Annotated in this window: 22 protein-coding genes; 6 read left to right on the top strand and 16 right to left on the bottom strand. The window is 71.0% G+C overall.

Annotation, left to right across the window (positions count from 1 at the left end; genetic code table 11):
- From purH to VGB75_13410, 7 genes are all read right to left on the bottom strand, one after another.
- Entirely contained in the window at window positions 1-1,581 is a 1,581-nt protein-coding gene (purH, locus tag VGB75_13440; GenBank protein HEY0168039.1) for a bifunctional phosphoribosylaminoimidazolecarboxamide formyltransferase/IMP cyclohydrolase, read from the bottom strand.
- The gene (gene purN, locus VGB75_13435) at window positions 1,578-2,177 is read right to left on the bottom strand and encodes a phosphoribosylglycinamide formyltransferase (protein ID HEY0168038.1); all 600 of its coding nucleotides are present in this window, start codon (window positions 2,175-2,177) and stop codon (window positions 1,578-1,580) included. The genes purH and purN overlap by 4 nt, the downstream gene beginning before the upstream one ends.
- Before the next feature lie 41 nt (window positions 2,178-2,218).
- A complete protein-coding gene (locus VGB75_13430) occupies window positions 2,219-3,481 on the bottom strand; it encodes a DUF6350 family protein (GenBank protein HEY0168037.1) in 1,263 nt (420 codons plus the stop codon).
- Between the two features lie 130 nt (window positions 3,482-3,611).
- Window positions 3,612-4,586 (bottom strand): hypothetical protein, encoded by a 975-nt coding sequence (locus tag VGB75_13425; GenBank protein ID HEY0168036.1) that lies wholly within the window; start codon window positions 4,584-4,586, stop codon window positions 3,612-3,614.
- 53 nt (window positions 4,587-4,639) lie between these two features.
- Window positions 4,640-5,524, bottom strand: coding sequence for a succinate--CoA ligase subunit alpha (gene sucD / locus VGB75_13420; GenBank protein ID HEY0168035.1), 885 nt, complete (start codon window positions 5,522-5,524; stop codon window positions 4,640-4,642).
- A 13-nt stretch (window positions 5,525-5,537) separates the two neighbouring features.
- Window positions 5,538-6,719 (bottom strand): ADP-forming succinate--CoA ligase subunit beta, encoded by a 1,182-nt coding sequence (gene sucC, locus VGB75_13415; protein HEY0168034.1) that lies wholly within the window; start codon window positions 6,717-6,719, stop codon window positions 5,538-5,540.
- A gap of 106 nt (window positions 6,720-6,825) precedes the next feature.
- Window positions 6,826-7,230 carry a cobalamin B12-binding domain-containing protein gene (locus tag VGB75_13410; GenBank protein HEY0168033.1) on the bottom strand — a complete coding sequence of 135 codons (405 nt, stop codon included), beginning with the start codon at window positions 7,228-7,230 and terminating at the stop codon, window positions 6,826-6,828.
- Window positions 7,231-7,536: 306 nt separating this feature from the next.
- On the opposite strand from VGB75_13410, the gene VGB75_13405 reads away from it, so the two are divergent.
- From VGB75_13405 to VGB75_13390, 4 genes are all read left to right on the top strand, one after another.
- Entirely contained in the window at window positions 7,537-8,418 is an 882-nt protein-coding gene (locus VGB75_13405) for an alpha/beta fold hydrolase (protein HEY0168032.1), read from the top strand.
- Between the two features lie 237 nt (window positions 8,419-8,655).
- Entirely contained in the window at window positions 8,656-9,600 is a 945-nt protein-coding gene (locus VGB75_13400; GenBank protein HEY0168031.1) for a M23 family metallopeptidase, read from the top strand.
- 82 nt (window positions 9,601-9,682) lie between these two features.
- Window positions 9,683-10,951: a glycosyltransferase family 87 protein gene (locus VGB75_13395; protein HEY0168030.1), complete on the top strand. Its 1,269-nt coding sequence runs from the start codon at window positions 9,683-9,685 to the stop codon at window positions 10,949-10,951.
- Window positions 10,894-12,411: a DUF2079 domain-containing protein gene (locus VGB75_13390; protein HEY0168029.1), complete on the top strand. Its 1,518-nt coding sequence runs from the start codon at window positions 10,894-10,896 to the stop codon at window positions 12,409-12,411. Before VGB75_13395 ends, VGB75_13390 begins: the two co-directional genes overlap by 58 nt.
- A 101-nt stretch (window positions 12,412-12,512) precedes the next feature.
- Here VGB75_13390 and pcrA read toward each other — a convergent pair whose 3' ends face one another.
- The 3 genes from pcrA to VGB75_13375 all read right to left on the bottom strand — a co-directional run bounded on the left by pcrA (window position 12,513) and on the right by VGB75_13375 (window position 16,957).
- On the bottom strand, window positions 12,513-14,975 hold the full coding sequence (gene pcrA, locus VGB75_13385) for a DNA helicase PcrA (protein HEY0168028.1): 2,463 nt from the start codon (window positions 14,973-14,975) through the stop codon (window positions 12,513-12,515).
- 63 nt (window positions 14,976-15,038) lie between these two features.
- Entirely contained in the window at window positions 15,039-15,746 is a 708-nt protein-coding gene (locus VGB75_13380; GenBank protein HEY0168027.1) for a response regulator transcription factor, read from the bottom strand.
- A gap of 5 nt (window positions 15,747-15,751) precedes the next feature.
- Entirely contained in the window at window positions 15,752-16,957 is a 1,206-nt protein-coding gene (locus VGB75_13375) for a PspC domain-containing protein (GenBank protein ID HEY0168026.1), read from the bottom strand.
- 144 nt (window positions 16,958-17,101) lie between these two features.
- On the opposite strand from VGB75_13375, the gene VGB75_13370 reads away from it, so the two are divergent.
- Window positions 17,102-18,478: a PspC domain-containing protein gene (locus tag VGB75_13370; protein HEY0168025.1), complete on the top strand. Its 1,377-nt coding sequence runs from the start codon at window positions 17,102-17,104 to the stop codon at window positions 18,476-18,478.
- Between the two features lie 38 nt (window positions 18,479-18,516).
- Here the strand turns inward: VGB75_13370 and VGB75_13365 are convergent, their stop codons facing one another.
- The 6 genes from VGB75_13365 to VGB75_13340 form a co-directional block, all read right to left on the bottom strand.
- Window positions 18,517-19,719 carry a hypothetical protein gene (locus VGB75_13365; protein HEY0168024.1) on the bottom strand — a complete coding sequence of 401 codons (1,203 nt, stop codon included), beginning with the start codon at window positions 19,717-19,719 and terminating at the stop codon, window positions 18,517-18,519.
- A 71-nt stretch (window positions 19,720-19,790) separates the two neighbouring features.
- The gene (locus tag VGB75_13360) at window positions 19,791-21,188 is read right to left on the bottom strand and encodes a HAMP domain-containing sensor histidine kinase (protein HEY0168023.1); all 1,398 of its coding nucleotides are present in this window, start codon (window positions 21,186-21,188) and stop codon (window positions 19,791-19,793) included.
- Complete coding sequence (locus VGB75_13355; GenBank protein ID HEY0168022.1) at window positions 21,185-21,991, bottom strand: response regulator transcription factor; 807 nt, start codon at window positions 21,989-21,991, stop codon at window positions 21,185-21,187. The genes VGB75_13360 and VGB75_13355 overlap by 4 nt, the downstream gene beginning before the upstream one ends.
- 130 nt (window positions 21,992-22,121) lie before the next feature.
- On the bottom strand, window positions 22,122-22,613 hold the full coding sequence (locus VGB75_13350) for a hypothetical protein (GenBank protein HEY0168021.1): 492 nt from the start codon (window positions 22,611-22,613) through the stop codon (window positions 22,122-22,124).
- Window positions 22,614-22,781: 168 nt separating this feature from the next.
- Complete coding sequence (locus tag VGB75_13345; GenBank protein ID HEY0168020.1) at window positions 22,782-23,816, bottom strand: UDP-N-acetylmuramate dehydrogenase; 1,035 nt, start codon at window positions 23,814-23,816, stop codon at window positions 22,782-22,784.
- Window positions 23,817-23,914: 98 nt separating this feature from the next.
- On the bottom strand, window positions 23,915-24,955 hold the full coding sequence (locus VGB75_13340; protein HEY0168019.1) for an NAD(P)-dependent alcohol dehydrogenase: 1,041 nt from the start codon (window positions 24,953-24,955) through the stop codon (window positions 23,915-23,917).
- Window positions 24,956-25,444: 489 nt separating this feature from the next.
- Between VGB75_13340 and VGB75_13335 the strand changes: the two genes are divergently transcribed.
- Window positions 25,445-26,113, top strand: coding sequence for a hypothetical protein (locus tag VGB75_13335; protein ID HEY0168018.1), 669 nt, complete (start codon window positions 25,445-25,447; stop codon window positions 26,111-26,113).
- Window positions 26,114-26,154: the final 41 nt, after the last annotated feature.

Here is a 26,154-nt window from a genome sequence, read left to right as displayed (position 1 = left end):
TCAGTGCGCGAAGTGCCGGGTGCCGGTGAAGTACATGGTCAGGCCGGCGGCCTCGGCGGCGGCGATCACCTCGGCGTCCCGGATGGAGCCGCCGGGCTGCGCCACCGCCCGGACGCCGGCGTCGATCAGCACCTGCAAGCCGTCGGGAAACGGGAAGAAGGCGTCCGAGGCGCCATAGCTGCCAGCGGCCCGCTCAGCCGCTCGGGCCACCGCCAGCCGAGCGGAGTCCACCCGGTTGACCTGACCCATCCCCACCCCCACCGTGGCGCGGTTGCTGGCCAGCAGGATGGCGTTGGACTTCACGGCGCGCACCGCGCGCCAGGCGAACTCCAGCTCAGCCAGCTCGGCCTGCTCTAACGCCGTCCCGCAGGCCAGGGTCCAGCCGGCCGGCTCGTCGCCGGGGGCGTCCAGGGCGTCGGCGTCCTGCATCAGCACCCCGCCGGAGATGGGCCGGGGCTCGACGCCGCGTGGCCGCGGGCCGGGCACCATCAGCAGCCGCAGGCTCTTCTTGGCCGTGAGCACCTCCAGCGCCTCCGGCTCGAAGGCCGGCGCCAGGATCACCTCGGTGAAGACGTCGGCGACCTGCGCGGCCAGCGCCGCGGTGACCGGGCGGTTGACGGCGATCACCCCGCCATAGGCCGACACCGGGTCACAGGCGTGCGCCAGCGCGTGCGCCTCGGCGATGTCAGCCCCGAGGGCGATGCCGCACGGGTTGGCGTGCTTGACGATCGCCGCGCAGGGCTCGTCGAAGTCGAAGGCTGCCCGGTAGGCGGCGTCACCGTCGACGTAGTTGTTGAAGCTCATCGCCTTGCCGTGCAACTGCTCGGCCTGCGCGATGCCCGGCTCGGCGCCCTGCTGGATGTAGAGCGCGGCCCGCTGGTGCGGGTTCTCGCCATAGCGCAGCACCTCGGCTCGCTCCAGGGCCACCCCGACGTAGGGCGACCAGCAGGACGACTCGGCGTGCGGCGACTCGGCGGCGGCCTCGGCCAGCACGGCCTGCCCGCCGAACCAGTTGGCGACCGCGGCGTCGTAGGCGGCGGTGTGGGCGTAGGCGCGCCCGGCCAGCCGCTGCCGACTCGCCTGGTCGAAGCCGCCCGCCGCCACCGCGGCCAGCACGTCGGGGTAGCCGGTCGGGTCGACCACCACCGCGACCGAGCCGTGGTTCTTCGCCGCGGCTCGCACCATCGCCGGGCCGCCGATGTCGATCTGCTCGACGATCTCAGCCGCGGACGCCCCCGAGGCGACCGTCTCGCGGAACGGATAGAGGTTCACCACCACCAGCTGAAAAGTGTCGATGCCCAGTTCTCGCACGGTGGACAGGTGCTCAGGGTTGCCCTGGTCGGCCAGCAGGCCGGCGTGCACGTGCGGGTGCAGCGTCTTCACCCGGCCACCGAGGATCTCGGGAAAGCCGGTCACCGAGTCGACCGTGGTCACCGGTATGCCCAGCTCGGCGACCCGGGCGGCTGTCGAGCCGGTCGAGACGATCTCGACGCCGGAGGAGTGCAGTCCCCGCGCCAGCTCGGCCAAACCGGCCTTGTCATACACGCTGACCAGCGCGCGGCGAACGGGAATTCGGGTCATGACTTCGGCTCCTCGGTGCTCTTCGGTACGCCTCGATCAAGGCACAGCTGGCGGATCGTGTCCAGGAACAAGGGCTTCTCGGCGAGCTGGATGCGTTGTCGCAAGGTGTCTACGGTGTCCCCGTCGCACACCGGCACCGCCGCCTGAGCCAGGATCGGGCCGGTGTCGAGGCCCGCGTCGACCCGGTGCACGGTGACGCCGGTGATCTTGACCCCGTGCGCCAGCGCGTCGGCGACCGCGTGCCCGCCCGGAAAGGAGGGCAGCAGCGACGGATGGGTGTTGATCACCTCGAACCGGTTGACGATGGCCGGGGCCAGCACCCGCATGAAGCCGGCCAGCAGCACCAGGTCGGGCTGGTGAGCGGCGATCGCCTCAGCGAGGGCGGCGTTCCAGTCGTCGCGGTCGGCGTAGTCGGCAAGCGGCGCCGCGAAGGTCGGCACCCCGGCCTCAGCCGCGCGCCGCATCGCCGGGCAGCCGGGCCGGTCGGTGCCGGCGGCCACCACCCGAGCGCCGAAACCGGGGTCGGCGGCAGCGTCGAGCACCGCCTGCAGAGTGCTTCCCGAGCCGGATGCGAGAACGACTAGCCGGACGGTCACGCGGCTACCCTACTGGGACCGCCAGCCCGCTCCGCGCGCTGCTAGCTGGCGTTGCGCGAGCGCGCCGCCGGCTGAGCGGCCGCCCCCGGCTGCTGCGTGCGAGCCTGCTCGGCGTCCTCGGCCGGCTCGGTGTCCGGCGCGGATCTCAGCAGGTAGAGGCCCGGGCCACCCTGCTCGGCGAACCGGTCGCGCAGCGCCTGCACTCCGCACCAGAACGCGGCCGCCAGCAGCACCAGCGACGCGACGGACAGGCCGACGGCCCACCACGCCGCTCCCACGCCCCGCAGGGCGCCGCGGCCCAGGTCACCGGCGGCCAGCCCGGTCAGCGCCGCCAGCAGCGCGCCGACCAGCCCCGCCACTGCCGCGCAGTCGATCAGCCGGTGACGCCACGCAGTCCCCGGCTGGGCTGCCTGCGCTTGCGGCACGGTGCGCAGCACCGCCCAGCCGGCCAGCAGGGCCATTGCCAGGATCGCCAGCGAGCCGGCCAGCGCCGCCGACCGCTCGAGCGGCAGGCCGGCCAGCAACGGGAACACCGGCAACCGGCCGGAGCTGACCTCGAAGGCGGACACCGACGTGTGGGCGCCGAGGTCGAAGCCGGGGCCGGTCAGGTAGCTGACGCCGGCCAGCGTCGCATTCGGCGTGGCCGAGATCGCCAGCAGCGCGACCGGCAGACCCGCCGCTCCCGGCGCGAGCTGGCGTTGCAGTGCCACAGCCTCGGAGAAGTGCACGAGCAGCATGCCGGCCGACAACAGCGCGCCGGCCAGCAGGTAACCGGCTGCCACCAGGGCCGCCGCCCGCGACACCTGCTGCCATCGAGTCGGGAGCCGGGACCACAGGTGCTCAGCAGACCGGGCGCCACCGCCGACGACCAGCGTGAACAGCAGCGCCGCGATCGTGCTGCGCGAGACCGGCGCGTAGGTGCTGCCCAGCCGCGACCAGCCGGCCAGCACCGCCGAGGCCAGCGTGTAGCCGAGTGCCAGGCCGGCGAACCCGGACCAGGAGTCCTGGCGTCGGGCGTGGACGGCCACCAGCCAGCCCAGCAACCCGGTCACCAGCAGCGGCGCCAGCGTGACCTGGGCGCCCGCCAGCACCACGCCGCCGTGCGCGCCCGCCAGCACCGTCAACGCCGCGGCCTTCAACGCCGAGATCGCCGGAGTGGTGTCAGCGCCCGGCATCAACCAGGCCGCGAACGTGGCCAGGGAGCAGGAGCCCACGGCGATCAGCAGCAGGCCCACCCCGGCGACCACGCCATGGCGAAATCGGGTCAGCCAGCCAGGCGGGTGCTGCCGATCGGTGGAGCTCACCCCTGCAGGCTCGCAAAGCGGGTCCCGATGTCAGACCAGGCGCGCCGGGTGTGGCGACTATCGCCCGTCCAGCCGGCTGGAACTGACTGCACGGTGACTGCAGCTGCGGGCCACGGCTAACGGCACGCGGTCACCGTGGTGACTGCGGCCACTGCCCTGATTGATCTGACGGTGGCTGACCGGGCTGCTGGCCCCACTGGCCCGGCTGCGGCTGACCCGGCTGGCCCTGCTGCGGCTGGCCCGGCCGACCTTGCGGACCCGACTGCGGCTGACCCGGCTGGCCCTGCTGCGGCTGACCCTGCTGCGGACTCTGCTGCGGCTGACCCGAGGGCGGCTGGCCCCATCCGGGCTGACCGTAGGGCGTCGGCGGACCGTATGCGGGTTGGCCGGGCGCCGGCTGGGCATACCCGGCGCGACCGTAGCTGGGTTGGCCATAACCCGGCCGGCCGTAACCGGGTTGCCCGTAGGCCGGCTGCCCATAGGCCGGCTGCCCATAAGCCGGTTGGCCGTAAGCGGGCTGGCCGTAAGCCGGTTGCCCATACGGCAGCTGCCCATAACCGGGCTGGCCGTAACCGGGTTGGGCGTACACCGGCTGGCCGTAGCCCGGGTTCGCCTGACCGGCTGCCACGTAGTCCGCGGCCGCCTGCTGGGCCTGCAGGGCCCGCACCCGATCGGCGCGCACCGACTTGCCGCTGCCGCGCACCCAACCGAACACCAGCGCGACCCCCTGAGCGGCCGCGGTCAACAGGCCTGCCACCGCACCTGCCTGAACTGTGGCGCTGTCAGGTTTGGCGATGATGCCGCCGAGCACGATGATCGCGGCGGCGCCGGCCAGCATCGCGGCCACCGGCGGCGTCTCCGGCTGGTGCGCCCGGCCCGCCAGCATCTGGTTCACGCTCAAGGCGCTGGCTGCCAGCACCAGGGCGATACCTGCCGCACCGGCGCCGCAGTAGAAGCCCGACAGCCCGCCGGCAGAGTCACCGACGGTCCCAAACCAGCTCAGAAACCCCCAGAGCACCATCGGGGCGCCGAGCGCCGCGCCCACCACGTCCCAGGGCCGGGCCCGCACCAGGGCGCCGGCGGCGAGCTGATCGAGGGAGTTCATGTCCTGAATCTAGGCGATGACGCGCCGCGGCGGCCGGGAGCTCTGGCGTCGGCTCAGGAGCCGAGCAGCTCCCGCATCAGCCGCGCGGCCTCGCTCGGGGTCTTGCCGACCCGGACGCCGGCTGCTTCCAGCGCGTCCTTCTTGGCAAGAGCGGTGCCCGACGAACCGGAGACGATCGCTCCGGCGTGGCCCATCGTCTTGCCCTCGGGCGCGGTGAAGCCGGCGACGTAGCCCACCACCGGCTTGGTGATGTGCTCGGAGATGTAGGCGGCCGCCCGCTCCTCGGCGTCGCCGCCGATCTCGCCGATCATCACGATGGCTTCGGTGTCGGGGTCGTCCTGGAACGCCTGCAGGCAGTCGATGTGGGTGGTGCCGATCACCGGGTCGCCACCGATGCCGACCGCCGAGGAGAAGCCGATGTCGCGCAGCTCGAACATCATCTGGTAGGTCAGCGTGCCGGACTTGGACACCAGGCCGATCCGTCCCGGACCGGTGATGTTGGCGGGGATGATGCCGGCGTTGGACTTGCCGGGGCTGATCAGGCCCGGGCAGTTCGGGCCGATGATCCGGGTCTTCTGACCCTTGCTGACGTTGTAGGCCCACGCCGAGGTGGAATCGTGCACCGGCACGCCCTCGGTGATCACCACGCACAGGCCGATGCCCGCGTCGATGGCCTCGATGATGGCGTCCTTGGTGAAGGCCGGAGGCACGAACAGCACCGTGACGTCGGCGCCGGTCTTGGCCATCGCGTCGGCGACCGAGCCGAACACCGGCACGTCGGCGCCGTCGACGTCCACGGTCGAGCCGGCCTTGCGGGGGTTCACCCCGCCGACGATGTCGGTGCCCGAGGCGAGCATCCGGCGGGTGTGCTTCATCCCCTCCGAGCCGGTCATGCCCTGGACGATGACCTTGGAATCCGCGGTGAGAAAGATGGCCATGACTCAGGCTCCTCTACTTGGCACTGTGTGCGAGCTGGGCGGCCTTGTCAGCGCCGTCGTCCATGGTGTCTGCCAGCGTGACCAGCGGGTGGGCGGCCTGGGCCAGGATCCGCCGGCCCTCCTCCACGTTGTTGCCGTCCAGCCGGACGACCAGCGGCTTGGTCGCCGAGCCGCCCAGCATGCCCAGCGCCGCCACGATGCCGTTGGCGACCGCGTCGCAGGAGGTGATGCCGCCGAAGACGTTGACGAACACCGACCGGACCGCCTGGTCGCCCAGGATGATCTCCAGCCCGTTGGCCATCACCTCGGCCGACGCGCCGCCGCCGATGTCGAGGAAGTTGGCGGGCTTGACGCCGCCGTGCGACTCGCCCGCATAGGCCACCACGTCCAGGGTGGACATCACCAGGCCGGCGCCGTTGCCGATGATGCCGACCTCGCCGTCGAGCTTGACGTAGTTGAGGCCCTTCTCCTTGGCCTTGGCCTCCAGCGGGTCGGCGGCCGTGACGTCCTCGAGGTCGGCGTTGCCGGCCTGCCTGAAGTCGGCGTTCTCGTCGAGGGAGACCTTGCCGTCCAGCGCCACCACCTCGCGCTCGCCAGAGGCAGCCTTCACCAGGGCCAACGGGTTGATCTCCACCAGCGTCGCGTCCCGGGCCACGAAGGTCTGCCAGAGCTTCACCACGGTGTCGGCGGTGGAATCGATCACCTCGGCCGGAAAGTTCGCCTGGGTCAGGATCTCGGTGGCCTTGGCCTGGTCGACTCCGACCATCGCGTCGATCGGCACCCGGGCCAGCGCCTCGGGCCGCTCGACGGCCAGCTCCTCGATGTCCATGCCGCCCTCGGCCGAGGCCATCGCCAGGAAGGTGCGGTTGGACCGGTCGAGCAGGAAGGAGAAGTAGTACTCGGCTTCGATCTGCGCGCCGGGGTCGATCAGCACCCGGTGCACGGTGTGGCCCTTGATGTCCATGCCGAGAATCGCCCGGGCAGCCTCTTCGGCCTCATCCGGGGTCTTGGCCAGCTTCACGCCGCCGGCCTTGCCGCGGCCACCGGTCTTGACCTGGGCCTTGACCACCACCACGCCGCCGATTCGCTCGGCTACCTCACGGGCCTGCTCAGGGGTGTCAGCGGTCTCACCCAGACCGACCGGCACACCGTGCGCGGCGAACAGCTGCTTCGCCTGGTACTCGAACAGATCCACGAGATCTTTTCCGTCCTCTTCGACGTGCGGGCCCGGTTCCGGCGCCTTAGCCAGGCTAGACCGTCAGCCGGAGCGCCCCTAACGTCGCGGACGTGATCTTCGCCAACTACCCGACGCCGGCGCCGACGTTCTCGCGGACCCAGTTGACGATCTCCTCCATGGTCGCGCCCGGAGTGAACACCTTCGCCACCCCGAGCCGGTCCAGCTCGGGCAGGTCGGCTTCGGGGATGATGCCGCCGCCGAAGACCACTACGTCGGTGACCTCGCGCTCGGCCAGCAGCTCGGTCAGCCGGCGGAACAGCGTCATGTGCGCGCCGGAGAGCACCGACAACCCGACGCAGTCGGCGTCTTCCTGGATCACCGTCTCCACGATCTGCTCCGGCGTCTGGTGCAGACCGGTGTAAATGACCTCCATACCGGCGTCGCGCAACGCCCGGGCCACCACTTTGGCGCCTCGGTCGTGTCCGTCCAGGCCTGGCTTGGCCACGACTACCCGGATCCGCTCACCCATGTCCCACTCCTGATCTCGTCCGCGCCCCTGCACCGCTTCTTCTTACGACCTCTTCGCGTTCTTCCGTGCGACCTCTTCGCGCGCGCTCTTTCTCGCGCGCCCCTCTTCTGAGCGTGGCTTCCCGCGGCCAACCCTTACGGAGGGTATGCCCACCACCGCACGGCCAGCGCCACGCCGGACATTTCTTCTCGCAACTCTCATCGCGACGACTCGAACGTTGTGTAAGACTCGTTAACAACCAGTACTCAGTGTGCCTTGAGAGCGGTCTTTTTCAGAGCGGGTTGCCTCCAGAGCAGGATTATGCCGATGTCGGTCCGGGGTTGGGTGTCGCGGAGCCCTGCGCTGCTCCGGCGGACTCCGGTGACCCTGGCCAACGGCGCGTTGGCCGCCGGCCAGGAGCTGGTCTGGATGGCCGCGCACGCGCTGACCTACCCAGTGGGGCTGCTGGCCGAGCAGGCCGCGATGGAGGACTCCCGCTACCGGATCGACACCCTGTCGCCGCTCACCCGGGGCCTGATCCTGGCCGACATCACCGCCTCCGGGCGTCCGGTGCTGCTGGTGCACGGCATCGGCGACAACCGCTCGGCCTTCACCATCTTGCGGCGGACCCTGCGCAGGCGCGGGTTCGGCAGGATCGTCACCGTCAACTACTCGCCGCTGACCTCCGATGTCCGCAAGGCGGCCGCGGACCTGGCCCGGCACGTGGAGCGGGTCTGCCAGCAGTCCGGCTATGAGCAGGTGTTCCTGGTCGGGCACTCCCTCGGCGGCATCATCGCCCGTTACTACGTGCAATGCCTGGCTGGTGACGCCCGGGTCAGCACCCTGGTCACCCTCGGCTCGCCGCACGCCGGCAGCCAGCTGGCGCGGATCGCCCCCCTGCTGGTCGGCCGGCAGCTGCGGCCCAACAGCGAGCTGATGCGTGAGCTCGCCGGCCCGGCACGCTGCAGCACCAGGTTCGTGGCGATCTACTCCGACCGGGACGAGGTGGTGGTGCCCAACCGCAGCGCCCGGCTGGAGCACCCGGATCTGCTCGTCACCGCGCTGCAGGTGCACGGGGTGGGGCACCTGTCGCTGTTGGTGAACAGCACGGTGGCGCACGCCGTGGCAGCCGCCCTGACCACCGAGGCAGGGTTGGCGCCCGAGCGGGCGCCCCAACCCGCGGACGGCTCGCCGGTGCCTGCCGGCTGAGTTGCTAGGGGCAGGAGCGGTAGGTTACGGTCGTTCGCATCCCCTTAACATCACGTCGCGTGCACACCACTTCGACTGTGGGATGACATATGCGTATGCGCATTCGTGCGCACACTAGGCAGAACGACTGAAAGGCGCGGGAGAAGCTCAGTGGGACGGCACAGCGCGCCCCGCTCGACCGCACCGCTGACCTCCGCAGAACCACCAGTCAGGACCGGTCCGCGGCATGCCCGGCAGGTGACGCCGCGCCAGCCCGTGGCCCGCCTGCTGCGCACCGGCCTGGGCGGCTCCGCGCTCGCCCGCACGGTCCCCCACCGCGCCGCCCATCACCGCCCCGCCCACCACCAGGCCGGGCTCACCCGCCAGACGCCGCCTGACCGGGCGCCTCTGTGGCGGCGCTCTCCGGCAGTGCCGGCCGCGGTGGCAGTGCTCGCGGTGTGGAGCGGCGCCAACCTCCCGCACATGCTGAGCCCCGGGCCCACCGCAACGCAGGCCGCCCAGGCGGCCAGCTCCGAGACCGACCACAGCATCCTGGCCGCCGGCGGGGCCCTCGGCGTCGGTGGCGCCCTGGCCGCCGCGAGCGTGCCCGACACCAGCGTCCCCGAGGCCTCTGACGCCACCACGGCGACCGCGGCCAGGCTGGCCGCCGACAGCCGGGTCTCCCGCTCCGCCCGGACGCTGCCGAGGGCAGGCAGCGCCGCTTCCAAAGCCCCGGCACGCCGGGCCGCCGTGGTGAAGCCCGCTCCCAAACCCGTCAAGCCCGCCATCAGCCGTTGGGTGCGGCCCAGCGCCGGCGGGCAGTCCTCCTGTTTCTGCATGCGCTGGGGCAGGATGCACAACGGCATCGACCTGGCCGGCCCGAACGGCTCACCGATCGTGGCGGTGGGCGACGGCGTGGTGGCCGAAGCCGGCCCGGCTGCCGGCTACGGGATGTGGGTGGCGATCAGGCACTCCAACGGTGACTACAGCATCTACGGCCACATGTACCAGGTCTACGTCACGGTAGGCCAGCACGTCCGGGCCGGCCATCACATCGCCGACATCGGGTCCAACGGCCACTCCACCGGCCCGCACCTGCATTTCGAGATCACCAGAGGCAGCCCCACCGGCGTCCACCTCGATCCAGCCGCCTGGCTCAGGGACCGAGGGGTCGAGGTCGGCCCGTACAACCCGAACGCCTGAGAGTCGCACTCAGCTGCATCGGCGATACTGCCAAGGCAGCAGCCGGTGACACCTGCCGAGCACGACACAGAGGGGCCAGGCGATGACCAGTTCCAGCGTGGTCCGGCGCCGGCCGCTACGCCAGCTCGAGCTGCCCGAGGCCATCGTCGCGCAGGGTCGGCGCGCGATCGCGATGCGGTGGATGCTCTCGCGCGCGATGACGATGGCGATCCTGGTGTTCGGGCACGAGAGCGACGTCACCGGCGACGTGAAGTACTACGCGCGCAGCCTGCACCAGCTTTTCCAGGGCGGTGGCCTGCGCGACACCCTGCAGGAGTACCCGCTGCCGGTGTTCCTGGTGATCCTTCCCCAGTTCCTGCTGGGATTTCTCAATCAGGTCGCCTTCAGCATCCTGTTCGCGCTGTCCATGCTGGCCGTGGACGCGGTGTTCACCGGTTTCCTGTGGCGCGGTGACGGCCGGCGGCGCGGTGACGCGACCAACCTGTGGCTGTGGTTCGTTCCGGCGATCGGGCCGCTGGCCTACTTCCGCTTCGACCTGGTGCCCGCCGTGCTGGCCGGCGGCGCGGTGCTGGCCGCGATCCGCCGGCCCGCGGTGGCCGGCGCGCTGACCGCGTTCGGCGCCGCCCTGAAGCTGTGGCCGGTGGTGATGCTGCCGACCTTCCTGATCCGGCGAGGAGACCGGCGGCAGGTGCTGGCCGGCTTCTTCGGCACGGCGGTGCTGATCGGCGGCCTGGCCCTGGCGCTCGGCGGCCTCAGCCGGACCCTGTCGCCGCTGCGCTGGCAGTCCGCTCGCGGCCTGCAGATCGAGTCGGTCGCCGCCACCCCCCTGATGCTGGCCAGGATGGTGGACCCGGTCGGCACCTGGGACGTGCGGCTGTCGCCGTACAAGGCCTTCGAGATCTTCGGCCCCGGCGTGCACCTGGCCAGCCAGCTGACCAACGTGCTGACGGTGCTGGGCGGGCTGTTGCTGATGACGCTCTGGTGGCGGGCGCTCTCGGCCGCGGCGCCCTCGGCTGAGACGCTGGGCTGGATCTTCCTGGCGACCACGCTGATCGTCACGGTCACCAACAAGACCCTGAGCCCGCAGTACCTGCTGTGGCTGGGCGGGCCGGCGGCCGCGCTGGCTGTCCGGTCGCCGGCCAACCCGGCGGTGCGCACCTTCGCCCGGGTGCTGCTGGTCACCGCGGTGGCCACCCAGCTGGTCTTTCCGGTCGGCTACAACGCGCTGCTCAAGACCCATTCGAATATGTGGCTGGTGACACTGGACCTGGCGCTGCGCAACCTGCTGCTGCTGTGGCTGACCTGGTACGCGGTGCGCCAGGTGTGGACGCAGACCCGGCGGCGGCGGTGACCTCACTCGCTGAGGCGGCCCGGTCGGCGCGATCCCGGCTGGCCACGCACTGGCCGGTCACGCTGCTGACCGCAGTGCTGTTCGTGGCCTACAGCGGATACGCGCTGACCCGGCAGGCCACGTACCTGACCGCCGGCTATGACCTGGGGATCTTCGACCAGGCGGTGCGCGACTACGCCCGCTTCCAGGCGCCAGAGGTGCCGCTCAAGGGCGCCGACTACAACATCCTGGCCGACCACTTCCACCCGATCATCGCCCTGGCCGCGCCGCTGTACTGGATCTGGGACAGCCCGAACGTCCTGCTGCTGCTGCAGGTGGCGCTGATCGCCGCCTCGGTTCCGGTGGTCTACTCCTTCGCCTTGCGCCGGATGTCGCGGGGCGGGGCGCTGGTCGTCGCGGTGGCCTACTCCTTCGGCTGGGCGATCCAGGCGATGGTCGACTTCGATTTTCACGAGGTCGCCTGGGGGGTGCCGATCCTGGCGGTGGCCATCGACGCCCTGGACCGCCGGAATGACCGCACGCTGCTGATCTCGGCCGGGCTGTTGCTGCTGGTGCGCGAGGACATGGGCGCGGTGCTGGTGATGCTCGGGCTGCTGCGGGCGCTGCAGCGACCGCGACGCACTGGCTACCTGCTCATCGGGGCAGGCGCGGCCGGCTACCTGCTGGTGACCTCGGTGATCATCCCGGCCTTCGCCCCGACCGGGCAGTTCGCCTACTGGACCTTCGACGCCCTCGGGGAGGACCTACCGCACGCGCTGCTCAACATCGTCATCCACCCGGTGCGCACCCTGGAGCTGCTGTTCACCCCAGCTGTCAAAGCCCAGACGCTGGCCTATTTCTTCCTGCCGCTGGCGCTGCTGCCACTGCGCTCGCGTTACAGCCTGATCGCCGCGCCGCTGCTGGCCCAGCGGTTCTTCAACTCCCGCGATCACCTGTGGACCACCCACTTTCACTACAACGCCCTGCCCTGGCTGGTGCTGGTGCTGGCGATGGTCGACGGCGGCGCCCGGCTCGGCATCTGGAGCAGGCCCCGGCTCAACCGCCTGATGCTGGCCTGGCTGCTCGTCGTCCCCATCTACCTGAGCACGGTCGCCAACATCACCGCGCCGGTGGTCCGCCGGATGCTGATCGGCTCGGCGTGGCGGATGGATGACCACCTGCGCGCCCAGCAGGCGGCGGTGCGCCAGGTGCCGCGTTCTGTCTGCGTGTCTGTCGATGACCGCCTGGCCACCCATCTGACTAATTCCAACCGGGTGACGCTCCCCGGCATCCCCACCCCCAGGACCGACTTCGTGGTGCTGGACATGTCGCAGGAGCAGGTGGGCTTTCCGCTGGACTCGCCGCAGAAGGTGCTGGCCGACTCGCGGGCGGCCGGCTTCACGCAGGTGTTCGCCCAGGGCGACCTGCTGGTGTTGCGCTCCCCCGACTACACCGGCCCTTCCAGCCTGTGCCGGCCCTGACGGCCAGCGCCTGCCCGGCCGTCAGGCCCCAAATTCGGCCGTCAGGACTGGAAGCCGGCCGTCAGGCCTGGAAGCCGGCCGTCAGGCTCGGAAGTCGCGACTCACAGCTTGACCAGCGGCGCGAACCTCAGCACCAGCCACTTGCTGCCCAGCGAGCCGAAGTCCACCTCGGCCTGAGCCTTCTCGGCGGCTCCACGCAACGCGACCACCGTGCCCATTCCGAAGCCGTCGTGGCTGACCCGGTCACCGACCTGCAGGCTGGGCATCGGCTTGGTGAGCTTGCCGGCGCCGAAGGTCGAGGGCGCGGTGGGGGTGAACCGCCGGGTCTGGGTGCGCTGGGACCGGTAGCCGTGGTCGGAGTACTGCCCCCCGCCGGCGTCCTCCGGGTATCCGGTGAAGGGCTGCCGGTCGACAGCGCCGCTCCACTGCACGTGCTCGATCGGCACCTCGTCAAGAAAGCGGGACGGCGGGTTGAAGGCCGGCTGGCCCCACGCGGTGCGCGCCACCGCCCGGCTCAGGTACAGCCGCTGCCGGGCCCGGGTGATGCCGACGTAGGCCAGCCGTCGCTCCTCGGCCAGCTCGCCGGGCTCGCCGAGAGTGCGCAGATGCGGGAAGATGCCGTCTTCCATCCCGGCCAGGAACACCACCGGAAACTCCAGCCCCTTGGCGGTGTGCAGCGTCATCAGCGTGACCACGCCGCCACTGGCGTCCGGGATCGAGTCGGCGTCGGCGACCAGTGAGACGTGCTCCAGAAAGGCGTCCAGGCCTGCCGGCTCGTCCAGTTGGGCGCGCTGCTCCTCGAACTCGGCGGCCACGCTGACCAGTTCGCGCAGGTTGTCGACCCGGCTCTCGTCCTGCGGGTCATGGCTGGCTTCGAGCTCAGAGAGGTAGCCGGTGCGGCTCAGCGTCTCTTCGATGATGTTGCTGGGCGTGCCATGCTCCTCGCTGGCCGCCAACTGCCTCAGCTCACCGAGCAGCCTGACGAACTCGGCGATCGCGTTCGCCGAGCGCGAGGCCAGCCCCGGGATGTGATCGGCCCGCATCAGGGCTTCGGCGAACGGGATCTGCTCCTGGCTGGCGAAGGTCTCGACGAACAGCTCGGCCCGCTCGCCGATGCCGCGGCGCGGGGTGTTCAGGATCCGGCGCATGCTCACCAGGTCGGTCGGATTGGCGATCACCCGCAGGTAGGCCAGCGCGTCGCGGATCTCTTTGCGCTCGTAGAACCGGACGCCGCCGACGACCTTGTAGGGCAGGCCCAGCCTGATGAAGATGTCTTCGAACACCCGGGACTGGGCGTTGGTTCGGTAGAAGACCGCCACGTCGGAGGGCAAGGCCTGCCCGGCGTCGCTGAGCTCGTCGATCTTCTGCGCGACCCAGCGGGCCTCGTCATGCTCGTTCTCGGCGACGAAGCCCTCGATCTGCTCGCCGGCGCCCGCGTCGGACCACAGGTTCTTGGGCCGCCGGTCCGGGTTGCGCGCGATCACCGCGTTGGCGGCGCCGAGGATCGTCTGAGTCGAGCGGTAGTTCTGCTCGAGCAGGATGGTGGTGGCGTCGGGGTAGTCGCGCTCGAACTCGTCGATGTTGCGGATCGTGGCGCCGCGGAAGGCGTAGATCGACTGGTCGGCGTCACCGACCACGCACAACTCGGCCGCCGGCAGGCCGCCGACGCCGTCCGGCCCGGGCGGGACCGGCTTGCACAGCTCTGCGACCAGGACGTACTGGGCGTGGTTGGTGTCCTGGTACTCATCGACCAGGACGTGGCGGAACCGGCGGCGGTAGTGCTCGGCGACGTCGGGCAAGCCCTGCAGCAGGTTCACGGTGCGCATGATCAGGTCGTCGAAGTCCAGCGCCTGGGATTCGACAAGCCGGCTCTGGTAGCGCTGATAGACCTCGGCGAGCACCTTCTCAGGCGCCGTGCCGGCCCGCTCTGCGAACTCCTCGGCTGAGATCAGCTCGTTCTTGAGGTTGGAGATCTGGACCGCCAGCGAGCGTGCCGGGTACCGCTTGGGGTCCAGGCTCAGCTCGCGCACCACCATCGTCAGCAGCCGGCGGGAGTCATCGGCGTCGTAGATGGTGAAGGAGGACTTCAGGCCGATCTGCTTGGCCTGCGCACGCAGGATGCGCACGCACATCGAGTGAAAGGTCGACACCCACATGGCGTTGGCGCGGGCGCCGATCAACTCGGCGACCCGGGCCTTCATCTCACCGGCCGCCTTGTTGGTGAAGGTGATGGCCAGGATGTCGCCGGGCTTGGCGGCGCGCGCGGTCAGCAGGTAGCCGATGCGCTGGGTGAGCACCCGGGTCTTGCCCGAACCGGCGCCGGCCACGATCAACAGCGGCGAGCCGGCGTGCTCGACCGCCCGGCGCTGCTGGGGGTTCAGGCCGGCCAGCAGGCTCTCGACCGACAGCGCCGGACGCCGGACCGGCGGGCTGGGCGCCTGCTCGTCCCGCGCCTGTTCCGGGGAGAGCGTGGGCACGTCGAACAGGCCTGCGTCGGCGGCGACCGGCGCGGGTCGGCGGCGGGGCAGGCCGGTGGCGGCGGAGCGGGCGGCATCGGCGGTCATCGGGTCCCAGCCTACGACGGGCCACTGTCAGTTCCGTGCTCGATCCGCCCGCGGCGGCGTCGCTCAGACGATCCGCCGGTCGGCCGCCCATCGGGTCAGCTGGTGGCGGGAGGACAGCTGGAGTTTGCGCAGCACGTTGGAGGCGTGGGTCTCCACCGTCTTGACCGAGATGAACAGCTCCGCGCCGATCTCGCGGTAGGAGTAGCCGCGGGCCAGCAACCGCATCACCTCCTGCTCCCTGGGGGTGAGCTGGTCGAGCTCCGGGTCGGTCACGGTCACCGGGCTGCCCGGCACGCCGCCATCGCGAAAGGCGTCCAGGACGAAGCCCGCCAGCCGAGGTGAGAACACCACGTCCCCGTCGGCCACCCGGCGGATCGCGTCGGTCAGGTCCGCGCCGGAGATGGTCTTGGTGACATAGCCGCGCGCGCCGGCCCGGATCACCGTGATCACGTCCTCGGCTGCGTCGGAGACCGACAGGGCGAGGAACTTGGTCGCGGGCAGCTCGGGCAGCACCGCGGCGATGACCGCCGGGCCGCCGCCGTCGGGCAGGTGCACGTCGAGCAGCACCACGTCGGGCGCGGTGTGCCGGATGACGGCGATGGCCTCGGCCACGCTGGCGGCCTCTCCCACGATGTCCAGCGCGGCGCCGATCTCGGCGCGGACGCCGGAGCGGAACATGGCGTGGTCATCGACCAGCACCACCCTGGGCCTGCCGGGGCTGTCGGCGCCGGGGTCACCCGTCGCGCGGCCCGCTCCTGAGTCTTGGCTCATGTCCCTCATTCCAATTCCACCCGCAGTCGCACTTCGGTTCCCTGGCCCGGACTGGACCTGATCGTCGCCGAGCCGTGCTGGCGCTGCAGCCGGCCCACGATAGAGCCACGGATGCCCTGCCTGCTCGGATCCGTCCTCGCCGGGTCAAAGCCGGCGCCGCGATCGCGCACGAAGACCGAGGCGCTGTCGGAGGCGAGTTCGGCGTACACCGACACGCTCGTCACCTGAGCGTGCTTGGCGGCGTTGACCAGGGCCTCGCGGCTGGCCGCCACCAGCGCCTCCAGCCGGGCGTTCATCGGGTGATCGCCGACCACCACCACATCCACGGCGATCGCGTAGGTGTCCTCGACCTCGGCGGCGGCGGCCTGCAGGGCGGCCGCGAACTGGCCGTTGGGCGCCCCGCTGCCGTAGAGCTTGGTGCGCAGCTCGCGTTCCTGGCTGCGAGCCAGCCGGGCCACCTCGCGTGGCTGGTCGGCGCTGCGCTGGATCAGCGCCAGGGTCTGCAGCACCGAGTCGTGCAGGTGCGCGGCGATGTCGGCCCGCTCCTCGTTGCGGATCCGCTCCCGGCGCTCGGTGGACAGGTCCCGCATCAGCTTCAGCCACCACGGGCCGGTGATCAGGGCCAGTCCGCCGGCGGTGACCAGCACCGCGGCCAGGCCGGCGCCCGCCGCCGAGATGCCCGCCCGGGCGAGGATGAACACCGCCCCGCTGAGCACCAGCGTGACGCCGGCGATGATCCGCAACCAGCCCATCCGGTCGGCGGCCCCGGCGGCCAGCGACGAGCTCGACAACCGGCGCCAGCGCTCCCGCTCGGTCTCCGAGGCCTGCCGCCAGAGCAACGCCCCACCGAAGCAGGCCAGCAACGAGGGCACGAACCACCAGCCCAGCGGCAGCGTGTGCAGGTTGATCAACAACACCACCACGCCCACCGCCGCGATCAGGTACTGCGCCGCGTAGCGCGCCGAGCCCTCGGCCCCGTCCTCGGGCCGGGTCCGCAGCACGATCCAGAACGCCCCGTAGAGCAGCACGCCCAGCCCGGCGCTGCCGGCCAGCAGGACGAAGGCCAGCCGGACGTAGCCGCGCCGCACGCCCAGGTGGTCGGCCAGCGCCCCGGCCACCCCGCCGAGCACCCGGCCGTGCGCGTTGCGGTAGAGCCGCGGGGCTGGCTGCGGCTCCAGGGAGGTGGGCGTTGCGGACACAGGCGTCGTCATCGTGTCCCCATTCTGGCTGTCGCCGGCCCCGGGCGGCATCAGGTGAAGGCCCGAGTTCTGGGGGCGGCGGCTGAGCGCGGCTCAGGGGCGGTTGGGGGTGGTTCCCGATACCGTGACGGTGGCCCATTCAGCAGGCTGAACGGCATGACGATGACTGATCCCAGCTCGGCCGGCCAACCGCCCGGCTCGGGGGACGTTCCTTCCACCCCGCCGCCGCCGACCTGGCCTGCCCGACCGCCCTCCTACGGGCCGGGCCCGGGTGAGCCCGGCCCCCGCCGGTGGCTACGGCGCAGCCGCTCCGACCGGATGATCTCCGGCGTCGCGGGCGGGCTCGGCGAGTACTTCGGCGTCGACCCGGTGATCTTCCGGGTGCTGTTCGCGGTGCTGTCGTTCTTCGGCGGGGTCGGCCTGGTGATGTACGGCCTGGCCTGGCTGCTGGTGCCCGAGCCTGAGGTCGACGCCTCGGCGCTGGACAGGGCCATCCTCGCGCTGCGGGTGCGACGGGTGCCGCCGTGGCTGGTGCTGATCGGCGGCGCGGTGGTGCTGTGGGCGGGCTGGTTCTCCTGGTGGTCGCCGGGGCCGACCTTTCCGGCGATCATGCTGCTGGCGGTGCTGATGCTGGTGCTCATCCGCCGGCTGGAGCGCTTGGAGCCACCGACGCCGGGGGCCGGCCCTGCTGCCGCTGCCGCTGCCGCTCAGCCTGCCGCCGGGACCGGGGCCCCCAGGGTGGACCTGCGCAAGCCGGGCACGCCGCAGGAGCAGACCCCGCAGTGGTCACCGCCGGCGCCCGCCGAGGGCCTCGGGCCCCATGCCGGGCAGGCTCCCTTGATCCCGCCGCTGAACGACACCCGGCGATCGATGCAGGCCTGGCTGAGCGAGGCCGGGGCCGCACACCGCCAGCGGGTCCGCCGCCGGCGTCCGATCAAGGTCGGGGTGACGCTGTGCCTGGCCATCGCCTGGACCGTGGTGGCGCTGCTGGACGGGTTCAGCCGGGTGCCCTTTCCCGTCTATGTCTGGGTCGGCCTGGCAGTGCTCGGAACCGGCCTGCTGATCAGCCTGCTGACCCGGCGCGTGACGGCGTCGCTGCTGGTTCCGATCGCGCTGTTGACGCTGGTGGCGTTCGTCCTGGGCGGCACCCGGACCAGCCTCACCGACGACTCGGGCAAGCTCGGCTGGAAGCCGACCTCGGCAGAGCAGCTGGTGGACCATCGCCAGTTCGCCGGATCGGCCACCCTGGACCTGACGGCGCTGGGCCCGATTGCGCAAGCCCGGACCGTGCGCCTTCAGCAGGCTGCCGGCGAGGTGCGGGTGCTGCTGCCGGCCGGCCTGAACGCCACGGTGATCGCCGACGTCCACCTGGGCCAGATCAGCGACGGCAGCGGGTTCGACTCCGGCGAGAGCGTCGACGGCGCGAACGTCCATGCCGAGTTGGCGCCGCCGGCCGGCGTGACCGGGCCGCCGATCACCGTCTACGTGGACCTGGAGGCCGGTCACGTCCAGGTGGATCGCGCCACCAGTTGAGGTGTCGTCCTGCTGCGTTCAGCGGTAGATTACGGCGCTCAGGTCACGGGGTCGGCCCCCAGAGGCTCGACTCCAGTAGCGGTTCGGATTGCCGTGCGCAGCCGTCGAAGTATCGCCGGGAGTCGACCGCCTCGAACACCGGAACCCTCTTCAGACTCATTCCTGCTCAAGGCGTCAACACGCCGTGACATGGCGCAGATAACGCCCCACCGGATTTCTGTCAGCGGCCGGTGCCGCCGCCAGCCAGCCGGCGCCACCGTCAGCCCTGCCACACACAACAGCAGGGGACCAAACACCGTCGACCAAGCAAACGCAGCAGCGACAATTGACGGCATGCCTGCGCCTTGCTTCAGGTCCGAGATCAAGTTGAGCACCAAATCGACGTCGACCAACAAGACGATCAGGCTGAGCAAGCTAACAAACACCAACGGCAACCAGTTGCGCCGCACGAAGCACACCGCAACGTGGTGAACCATAAGCTGCCCCACGGCGAGAGACCAGACAACGCAGCCCACTGCGAGGCCCAGCGACAGCGCCACATCCCTGCTATCCCGCCACGCAAGCAGAGCAAGGCATTGCAGTACGGCTATCGCCACCACGCAGCCAAGGTTCTGCCTGAGCCTAGCCAGCCAGCGGCGTTGCGGACGGCGTAGGCCGATCAGGCTATTGCGCTTCAGCCAGCACCGTCGCGCGTTGCGCATCCGGTTCACTTCACTGTGTCGGGCCAGTTGGGACAGGGTCTGGCTAAAGCGCTGATCACGTTTGATGAACTCGCTGATTTCGGCGGCCACGTAGGCAAGTGCCACGCCCGAGCCGACAACGGCAATCGACACGATCACATTGAATTCCTTGCCCCGACTGTCCAGCGCTCCAGCGAGCGCGACGCACACACTGCTCCCACCGGTGAAGGCAATGACATCGACAAGAGCCAACCGTTGCCCGCCGCTGCGGGCGGGCTCCCCGGCCTCGGCGGATTGAGCAGACGTCCACAGACTGGCGACGAAAGCTATCAACACCGTTGCCGCCACCCCCAACAGGGCGAGCGTCGTGTCGGTAGGGATTGTCATAATCAGCCGTCCATCAAGGACTCCCAGCGCATGCAGGTAAACAAACAGCACGGTGATCACGAGGTAGACGAATACGCCGAAGGCCATGATGAGTCCAGCCATCCGATGCGTACTACGCGAGCCTGCCCGAATCTTGTCCGGATCAAATTCCTGGGACGGTTGGTCTTCGGTCATTGGCAGAGATTACGACTAGCGTGCCGTGGCGTTCTCACGCGTCGAGGGAACTCAGCTTGGAAGCCGGCTGGTCAGGCCTTGAGGGCCAGCGCGACCAGCACGCCGCCCGGCTCGCTGCGCCCGATCCTCATCAAGCCGCCGGAGGCCTCGGCGCAGCGGCGGGCGATGTCCAGGCCCAAGCCGCTGGAGCCTCGGTCGCTGCGGCCCCGGCTGGGCATCGGGTGGGTCAGCCCGGGGCCCTCGTCCGCGACCTGCAGCAGCGCGCCGTCGGGCCCAGCTGCCAGCGACACCGAGAAGGCGGTGCCCTCAGGTGTGTGGGCGATGATGTTCTCCAGCAGCGCGTCCACCGCGGCGGCCAGGTCCTCACCGGCGGCCCGGACCAGCACCGGCTCCGTGGGCAGGTCAAGGGCCACTGGCCGTCGTTGATCCTCCGCCAGCGCCGACCAGAACCGCACCCGGTCGCCGACGATCTCGGTGGCGTCGCAACGGGGGACGCGCCCCTCCCGCTGTGGCCTGCGAGCCGCCCGGATGACCGCGGTCAACGTCCGCTCCAACTCGCTCACATGGGCGCCGATCCGTTCGGCCTCGACCGGCTCGGTCAGGGCCTCGGCGTCCAGGCGCAGCGCGGTCAGCGGGGTGCGCAGCCGATGGGACAGATCGGCCGCGGTCTCACGCGCCTCCGCGATCAGCTCGTCGGTCCGATCGGCCAGCGCGTTGAGGGCAGTGCCGACCGCGGCGATCTCGCGGGGCCCATCGACGGGCGCGCGCGCCGTGGTGTCGCCCTCGCTGAGCAGCCGGGCCGTCTCAGCGCTGGAGGTCAGCGGGCGCGTGATGCGGCGGGTCAGCAGCTCGCCGGCCAGCCCGCCGATCAGCAGCAGGGCCAGACTGCCTGAGATCAGCAGCAGGAACCACCGGCCCTGGCCGGCGTGCAGCACCTCATCGGAGGCGAACACGCTGACCAGGTAGCTGCCCTGGCCGGTGGCCACGGCGACCTCGGCGACCTGGCCGCCGGAACCGGCAGACAGGACCGCCCGCGGGTTCGGGCTCAGGTCCGGGCTCCGGCCGCCTCCCCGCCCGCCTTCCCGGCCGCCGTCCGATGACCCACTCCCCCCCGGCGACTCACGCCCTTGCAGCGGCTGCCGCCCCTGCAGTGGCTCACGTCCCTCCCAGGACCGCCTGGCCCGGTCGCTGGCCTCGGCCGAAGGGTCGCCCACCTTGACGCCGTCCGGCAGCAGCACCGAGGTGGGACGCCCGGTGGCAGCGGACAGCGAGTGGGCATAGCGCTCGATCACCGCTCGGCTCGGGGCGCCGCTGCGCAGGAAGACGGCCACGCTGTCGGCCTGATCGATGGTCGCCTGCTCAGCACGCTGGAGCACCGCGGAGCGGATCAGCACACCGCTGGGGATCGCGAAGGCGAGCACCACCAGGGTGGTCATCCCCATCACCAGGGCCAGGATCCGCCGTCTCATCCGGCGCCGGCCTCGACCGGCTCGGCCGCCTCGACCGCTCCGACTGCTTCGACTGGCCGGGGCGCACCGACCGCACCGACCGTCTCGACTGGCCGGGCCGCCCCGACCGCACCGACCGGCTGGGGCGCCGCCGGCGCCAATCGCACGCCGACTCCTCGAAGGCTGTGCAGGTAGCGGGGCTGAGCCGCCGACTCGCCGAGCTTGCGCCGCAGCCAGGACAGGTGGACGTCGACCGTGCGGTCCGAGCCACCCCAGGCCAGCTGCCAGACCTCGGCGAGCAACTCACGCTTGCTCACGACCTCCCCGGCCCGCCGGGCCAGCGCGAGCAGCAGCTCATACTCCTTGCGCGCCAGCTCGATGGGACGCCCGTCCAGGCTGACCTCGTAGCCGCGGGTGTCGATGCGCAGGCCGCCCACGGTGATCAACGGGTCCTCCTCGACCCGTCCGGCGCGGCGCAGCACCGCGCGGATCCGGGCGTTGACCTGAGCTCCGGTGAACGGCTTGATGATGTAGTCGTCAGCGCCGAGGTCCAGCAACCGAACCATCTCCGACTCGTCATCGCGGGCGGTGGCGACGATGACCGGCACCTCGCTCACCGCCCGCAGCATCGACAGCACGTCCGAACCGTCGACGTCGGGCAGGCCCAGGTCGAGCAGGACGACGTCCGGCTTCTGCTCCACGGCCGAGGACAGCGCCGGCATTCCCGAACCGACCGCCAGCACCGCGTGACCCTGCTCGCGCAGGGCACGGGTCAGCGCGGTGCGGATCGCGGCGTCGTCCTCGACCAGGAGCACCTGCGCCATCGCCGGTCCCCTTCCAGCCCCGCAACGCTTGTCCTGCTCAGTGAGCATCGCGAAGCTGTACTGCCCCCGTGACTGCGCTGTGCGGCCGCTGTGCCTGTCGTGCGGCCGCTGTGCCTGTCGTCCGGCCGCGTTACTCGTCGGAGTCCGGATCGCCCTTGCCCATGCCGTCCTCGACCTCGATCACCGCGAGTTTCTCATCGAACTTCACGGTGACCTCGGAGCCGTCTGCCTTGGTCATGTGGGCCTCGAAAGCGGCGTCACCGGCGTCGGTCTCGACCCGGTAGACCGTTCCTCCTGGCACCGCCTTCAACGCCGCGGCCTTCAGTGCCGCGCTTTGGGCTTCGGTGACCGCCTTCTCGTCTCCGCGGACCGGCGCGGAGCCGTGCCCGCGACCGCCCCGGTGGCCATCACCGTCGGCCGAGCTGTCAGGCGCCTGGCTACCGGGCGCCGTCGCAGAAGCCGACGCCGACGGCGCCGCCGAGGCGCCGGGCTCGGCGCCGGCCGTGATCGCAGTCGCTCCGATCGCGCCGACGGCGAGTCCGGCCGCGACCAGGCCGAGCTTCAGGCCCAGCGCGCCTCTGCCAACCGGCCTCTGCGCCTGGCCGGGATTGTTGTGGTCCATACGTCCTCCTCGAGATGCTCGCCTCACGGCGTGAGCAGCCGATTGGCTGCTCCATTCGAGGTTGCCCGGACGCGGGTCATGCCCACCGCAGGCCTGGATCAAGGACGAGTCAAGTTCCGCTGTGAAAACCCAGGGTGCGCCAGGCCCGGATCTGGGCTGGGGGTTTGCCTACCTCGCGGCCAGCTCATCGTCGAACGAGCAGTTCACGAGATGGCATTCAGGGCCTAGGAGGATGCCGAACCGCGCATGCACACCGGCGCGGATGTGCGCGGCGAACCGCATCACTTCCAGCGTCGTCGCGCCGCCGCGATTGCAGAGTGCGAGCGCGTGCTTGCTCGACAACGTGACCGCGCCGGAGCCGAACTCAGCGCCATACCCAGGCGGAAAGCCGGCGTGCTGGATCAGCCACCCAGCAGGAAGCTTGGTGCCCAGCGGGTCCGGGTACCGCGGGCTGGCTTCGGCCGCCTTTGGAACGTTGGCCACCACCGGGTTGATGAAGAACGACCCGACCCCCCACGTGTCGGTGTCGGCCGGGTCGACGATCGATCCGCGTTCCCGGCGCAGCTCCAGCACCGCCCTGCGCACGTCCGCCACGTCGGCGGTCTCGCCCGCCCGGATGCCCAGCCGGCTGAGGAGTGACTCGAAGGTCATCGGCACCGAGCGGTCCGAGCGCCGAAGCTCGTAGGTCACCCGCAACACGACGTAGCGGTCGGTGTGCTTGAAAGCCGACTGGCGGTGGCTGCCGAATCCGCAGCGCTCGCGCGGCCACTCCTGTGTCGCGCCGGTGCGCCGGTCATAGACGGTGACCGAGGCGAGGACGTCGGAGGTGACCGTGCCGAACGCCCCGACGTTCTGCACCGGCGTGCCCCCCACCGTGCCCGGAACGCCCGACAGCGGTTCGAGGCCGGCGAGGCCGTGCTCGACGGTGACGGCGACCAGGCGGTCCCAGTCCACGCCCGCGTCGGCCCGGACGGTGGCGCCGTCGATGTCGATGCCGTTCGAGCGGACCTGCACGGTGACGCCGTCCCACCCGCCATCGCCGACGACCAGGTTCGAGCCGCCACCCATGACGAGTAGCCGAACGCCACGCGCGTCCGCGGCGCGGACGGCCTCCACCAGCTCCTCGGTGGTCGGGGCCTCGACGAACTCGCGGGTCGGGCCACCGACGCGCATCGTCGTCAGTTCGCTGAAGTGCCGGGCCACAACATCACAGGGTACGAGACAGCGTCAGTCAGGCCGCGAGCGCCTGCGCCGGGTCGACCAGCGGCCCGCACTCGGCCGGGGAACGCCCTGCCCGGTTGTCAGACGAGGGTGGCGGTGTCGATGACGAACCGGTAGCGGACATCGGAAGCCAGGACACGCTCGTAGGCCTCGTTGATCTGGTCGGCGGAGATCACCTCGACATCGGCGCCGAGGTGATGCTCGGCGCAGAAGTCGAGCATCACCTGGGTCTCGGAGATCCCGCCGATCATCGACCCGGCGTAGGACCGTCGAGCGCTGATGAGCGAGAACACGTTGAGGCTCAACGGCTCGGGAGGAGCGCCGACGTTGACCAGGGTCCCGTCGACGGCGAGCAGGCCGAGGTAGGCGTCGACGTCGATGGGGGCGCTGACGGTGTTGACGATGAGGTCGAAGGCGCCGGCGAGCTGCTCGAAGGTGTCGGTGTCCGACGTGGCGTAGTAGTGGTCCGCGCCGAGCCGAAGGCCGTCCTCCTGCTTCTTCAGCGACTGCGAGAGCACCGTGACCTCGGCGCCGAGAGCGTGGGCGAGCTTGACCCCCATGTGGCCCAGGCCGCCGAGGCCCACGATGGCGACCTTCTTGCCCGGTCCGGCGCCCCAACGGCGCAGCGGGGAGTACGTCGTGATGCCGGCGCACAGCAGCGGCGCGGCGGCCACGGGGTCGATGCCGTCGGGGATGGAGAGGACGAAGTGGGCGTCGACCACGACGTGGGTGGAGTAGCCGCCCTGGGTGGTGGCGCCGTCGCGGTCCTCGCTTGCGTAGGTGCCGACCATGCCCTTGAGGCAGTACTGCTCGTCGCCGTTGCGGCAGTTGGCGCAGGCGCCGCACGAGTTGACCATGCAGCCGACGCCGACCCGGTCACCGGCCTGGTGGCCGGTGACCTCGGAGCCCACCTCGGTGACGACGCCGACGATCTCGTGGCCGGGCACGACCGGGAAGGGCTGCGGTCCCCAGTCGCCGTTGACGGTGTGGATGTCGGAGTGGCAGATCCCGGCGTACTGGATCTCGATGAGGACGTCGTTCGGTCCGACGTCGCGCCGCTGGATCGTGGTGGGAGCCAGCGGCTGACCGGCGGCTGGGGCTGCGTAGGCGTTGACGCGCATGTGCGATGTGCTCCTGTGTCGTGTGGTCGTTTTTCGTGTGGTCGTGTGGTCGTGTGGTCGGGTGGTCGTGTGGTCGTTTTTCGTGTGGTCGTGTGGTCGTGTGGTCGTCATGCGGGCCCGAGGTCGGGCGCTGGCGGCTTGGTCAGGCGCAGCTCAGCGCCTCGGCCCGGTTGTCCATGTCTCCAACGCTACGTGCGCTCGCGGCCCCTCGCAGTCGGCCTGGGGCGCCCTGTCAGTACACCTCTCAACCGGGACTCCTTCGGCATGCACCACGGCTACTTCCAGTCCGAGCCGTTCGGGCCGACCCTGCCTCGCCCATACCGCCAGTCGAACCGGCATGCTCCACGATTGCCGATCCAGGGGTCCCACAACGGCAATCTCGCGCCCTGTACAGCGCCCGAGAGTCTGCATCGGCGCGTGCGATGGGTGCGTCTGCGGTGGTCTGTTCCGTTCGTCACGTTCGGTCCATGCTGGCTATATGATGGCGCGGTGGCACCTCGAGACCGCCGGCACCTGACTGACCGGATGCCGGGCCGCGTCCTCACCGCTGTGGCCGGCGTACTCGTGCTGGGGGCTGTCGCGTGCGGCGGTGACAGTGCCAGGCCGCCGGCTGCGAAGACGACCGCCGCGCTGCCGGCAGGCGAGGCGTGCCGGTCGGGCGACGATGGCGGAGCGCCACGTACGTTCGACGCCGCGGTGACAGTCCTCGGCGACGGAACTCACCTCGGCCGGTACGTCGATGTCACCGTGTGCCTGGTCCCCTCGCCCCGTGGGGCGCGAGCTGTCGCGACGCTGACGGCGACGGGCGGGGCGACGCTCGACCGGTCGAGCGTCGAGTGGCCCACGGTCGCACCGGGCCGGCGGCAGGTGGCGACGATCCGGGTCGAGGTACCGCCCGGCGTTCGCTCCCGGGTGTCCGGCGCCATCCAGCTGTACGACGCGGCCGGCGAGGGGAGCGGCCGGTTCGTCGGTGCGGTAGAGCTGCTGGGCGGTCCGGACGCGGTCTTCGCCGCATCTGGACCGGGCGAGCGGCAGCTGCGGGAGCTCGCGCTGCGGCGCGAGCTGGCGGCCGGCCGGCTGACCGAGGAGGACTACCGCGACCAGCTCGCGGAGCTGACCGACGGGGACGCGGATACGCCGTTGACGCCGGTCGACTGACGAGCGGGGCTGTTCGTGCGTCCGATTTGGCCGAATCGGTT

Source organism: Jatrophihabitans sp., from assembly GCA_036399055.1.
GTDB lineage: Bacteria > Actinomycetota > Actinomycetes > Mycobacteriales > Jatrophihabitantaceae > Jatrophihabitans_A.
Note: the sequence above shows the minus strand (reverse complement) of the source record. Positions and strands in the feature narration are given on the sequence as shown.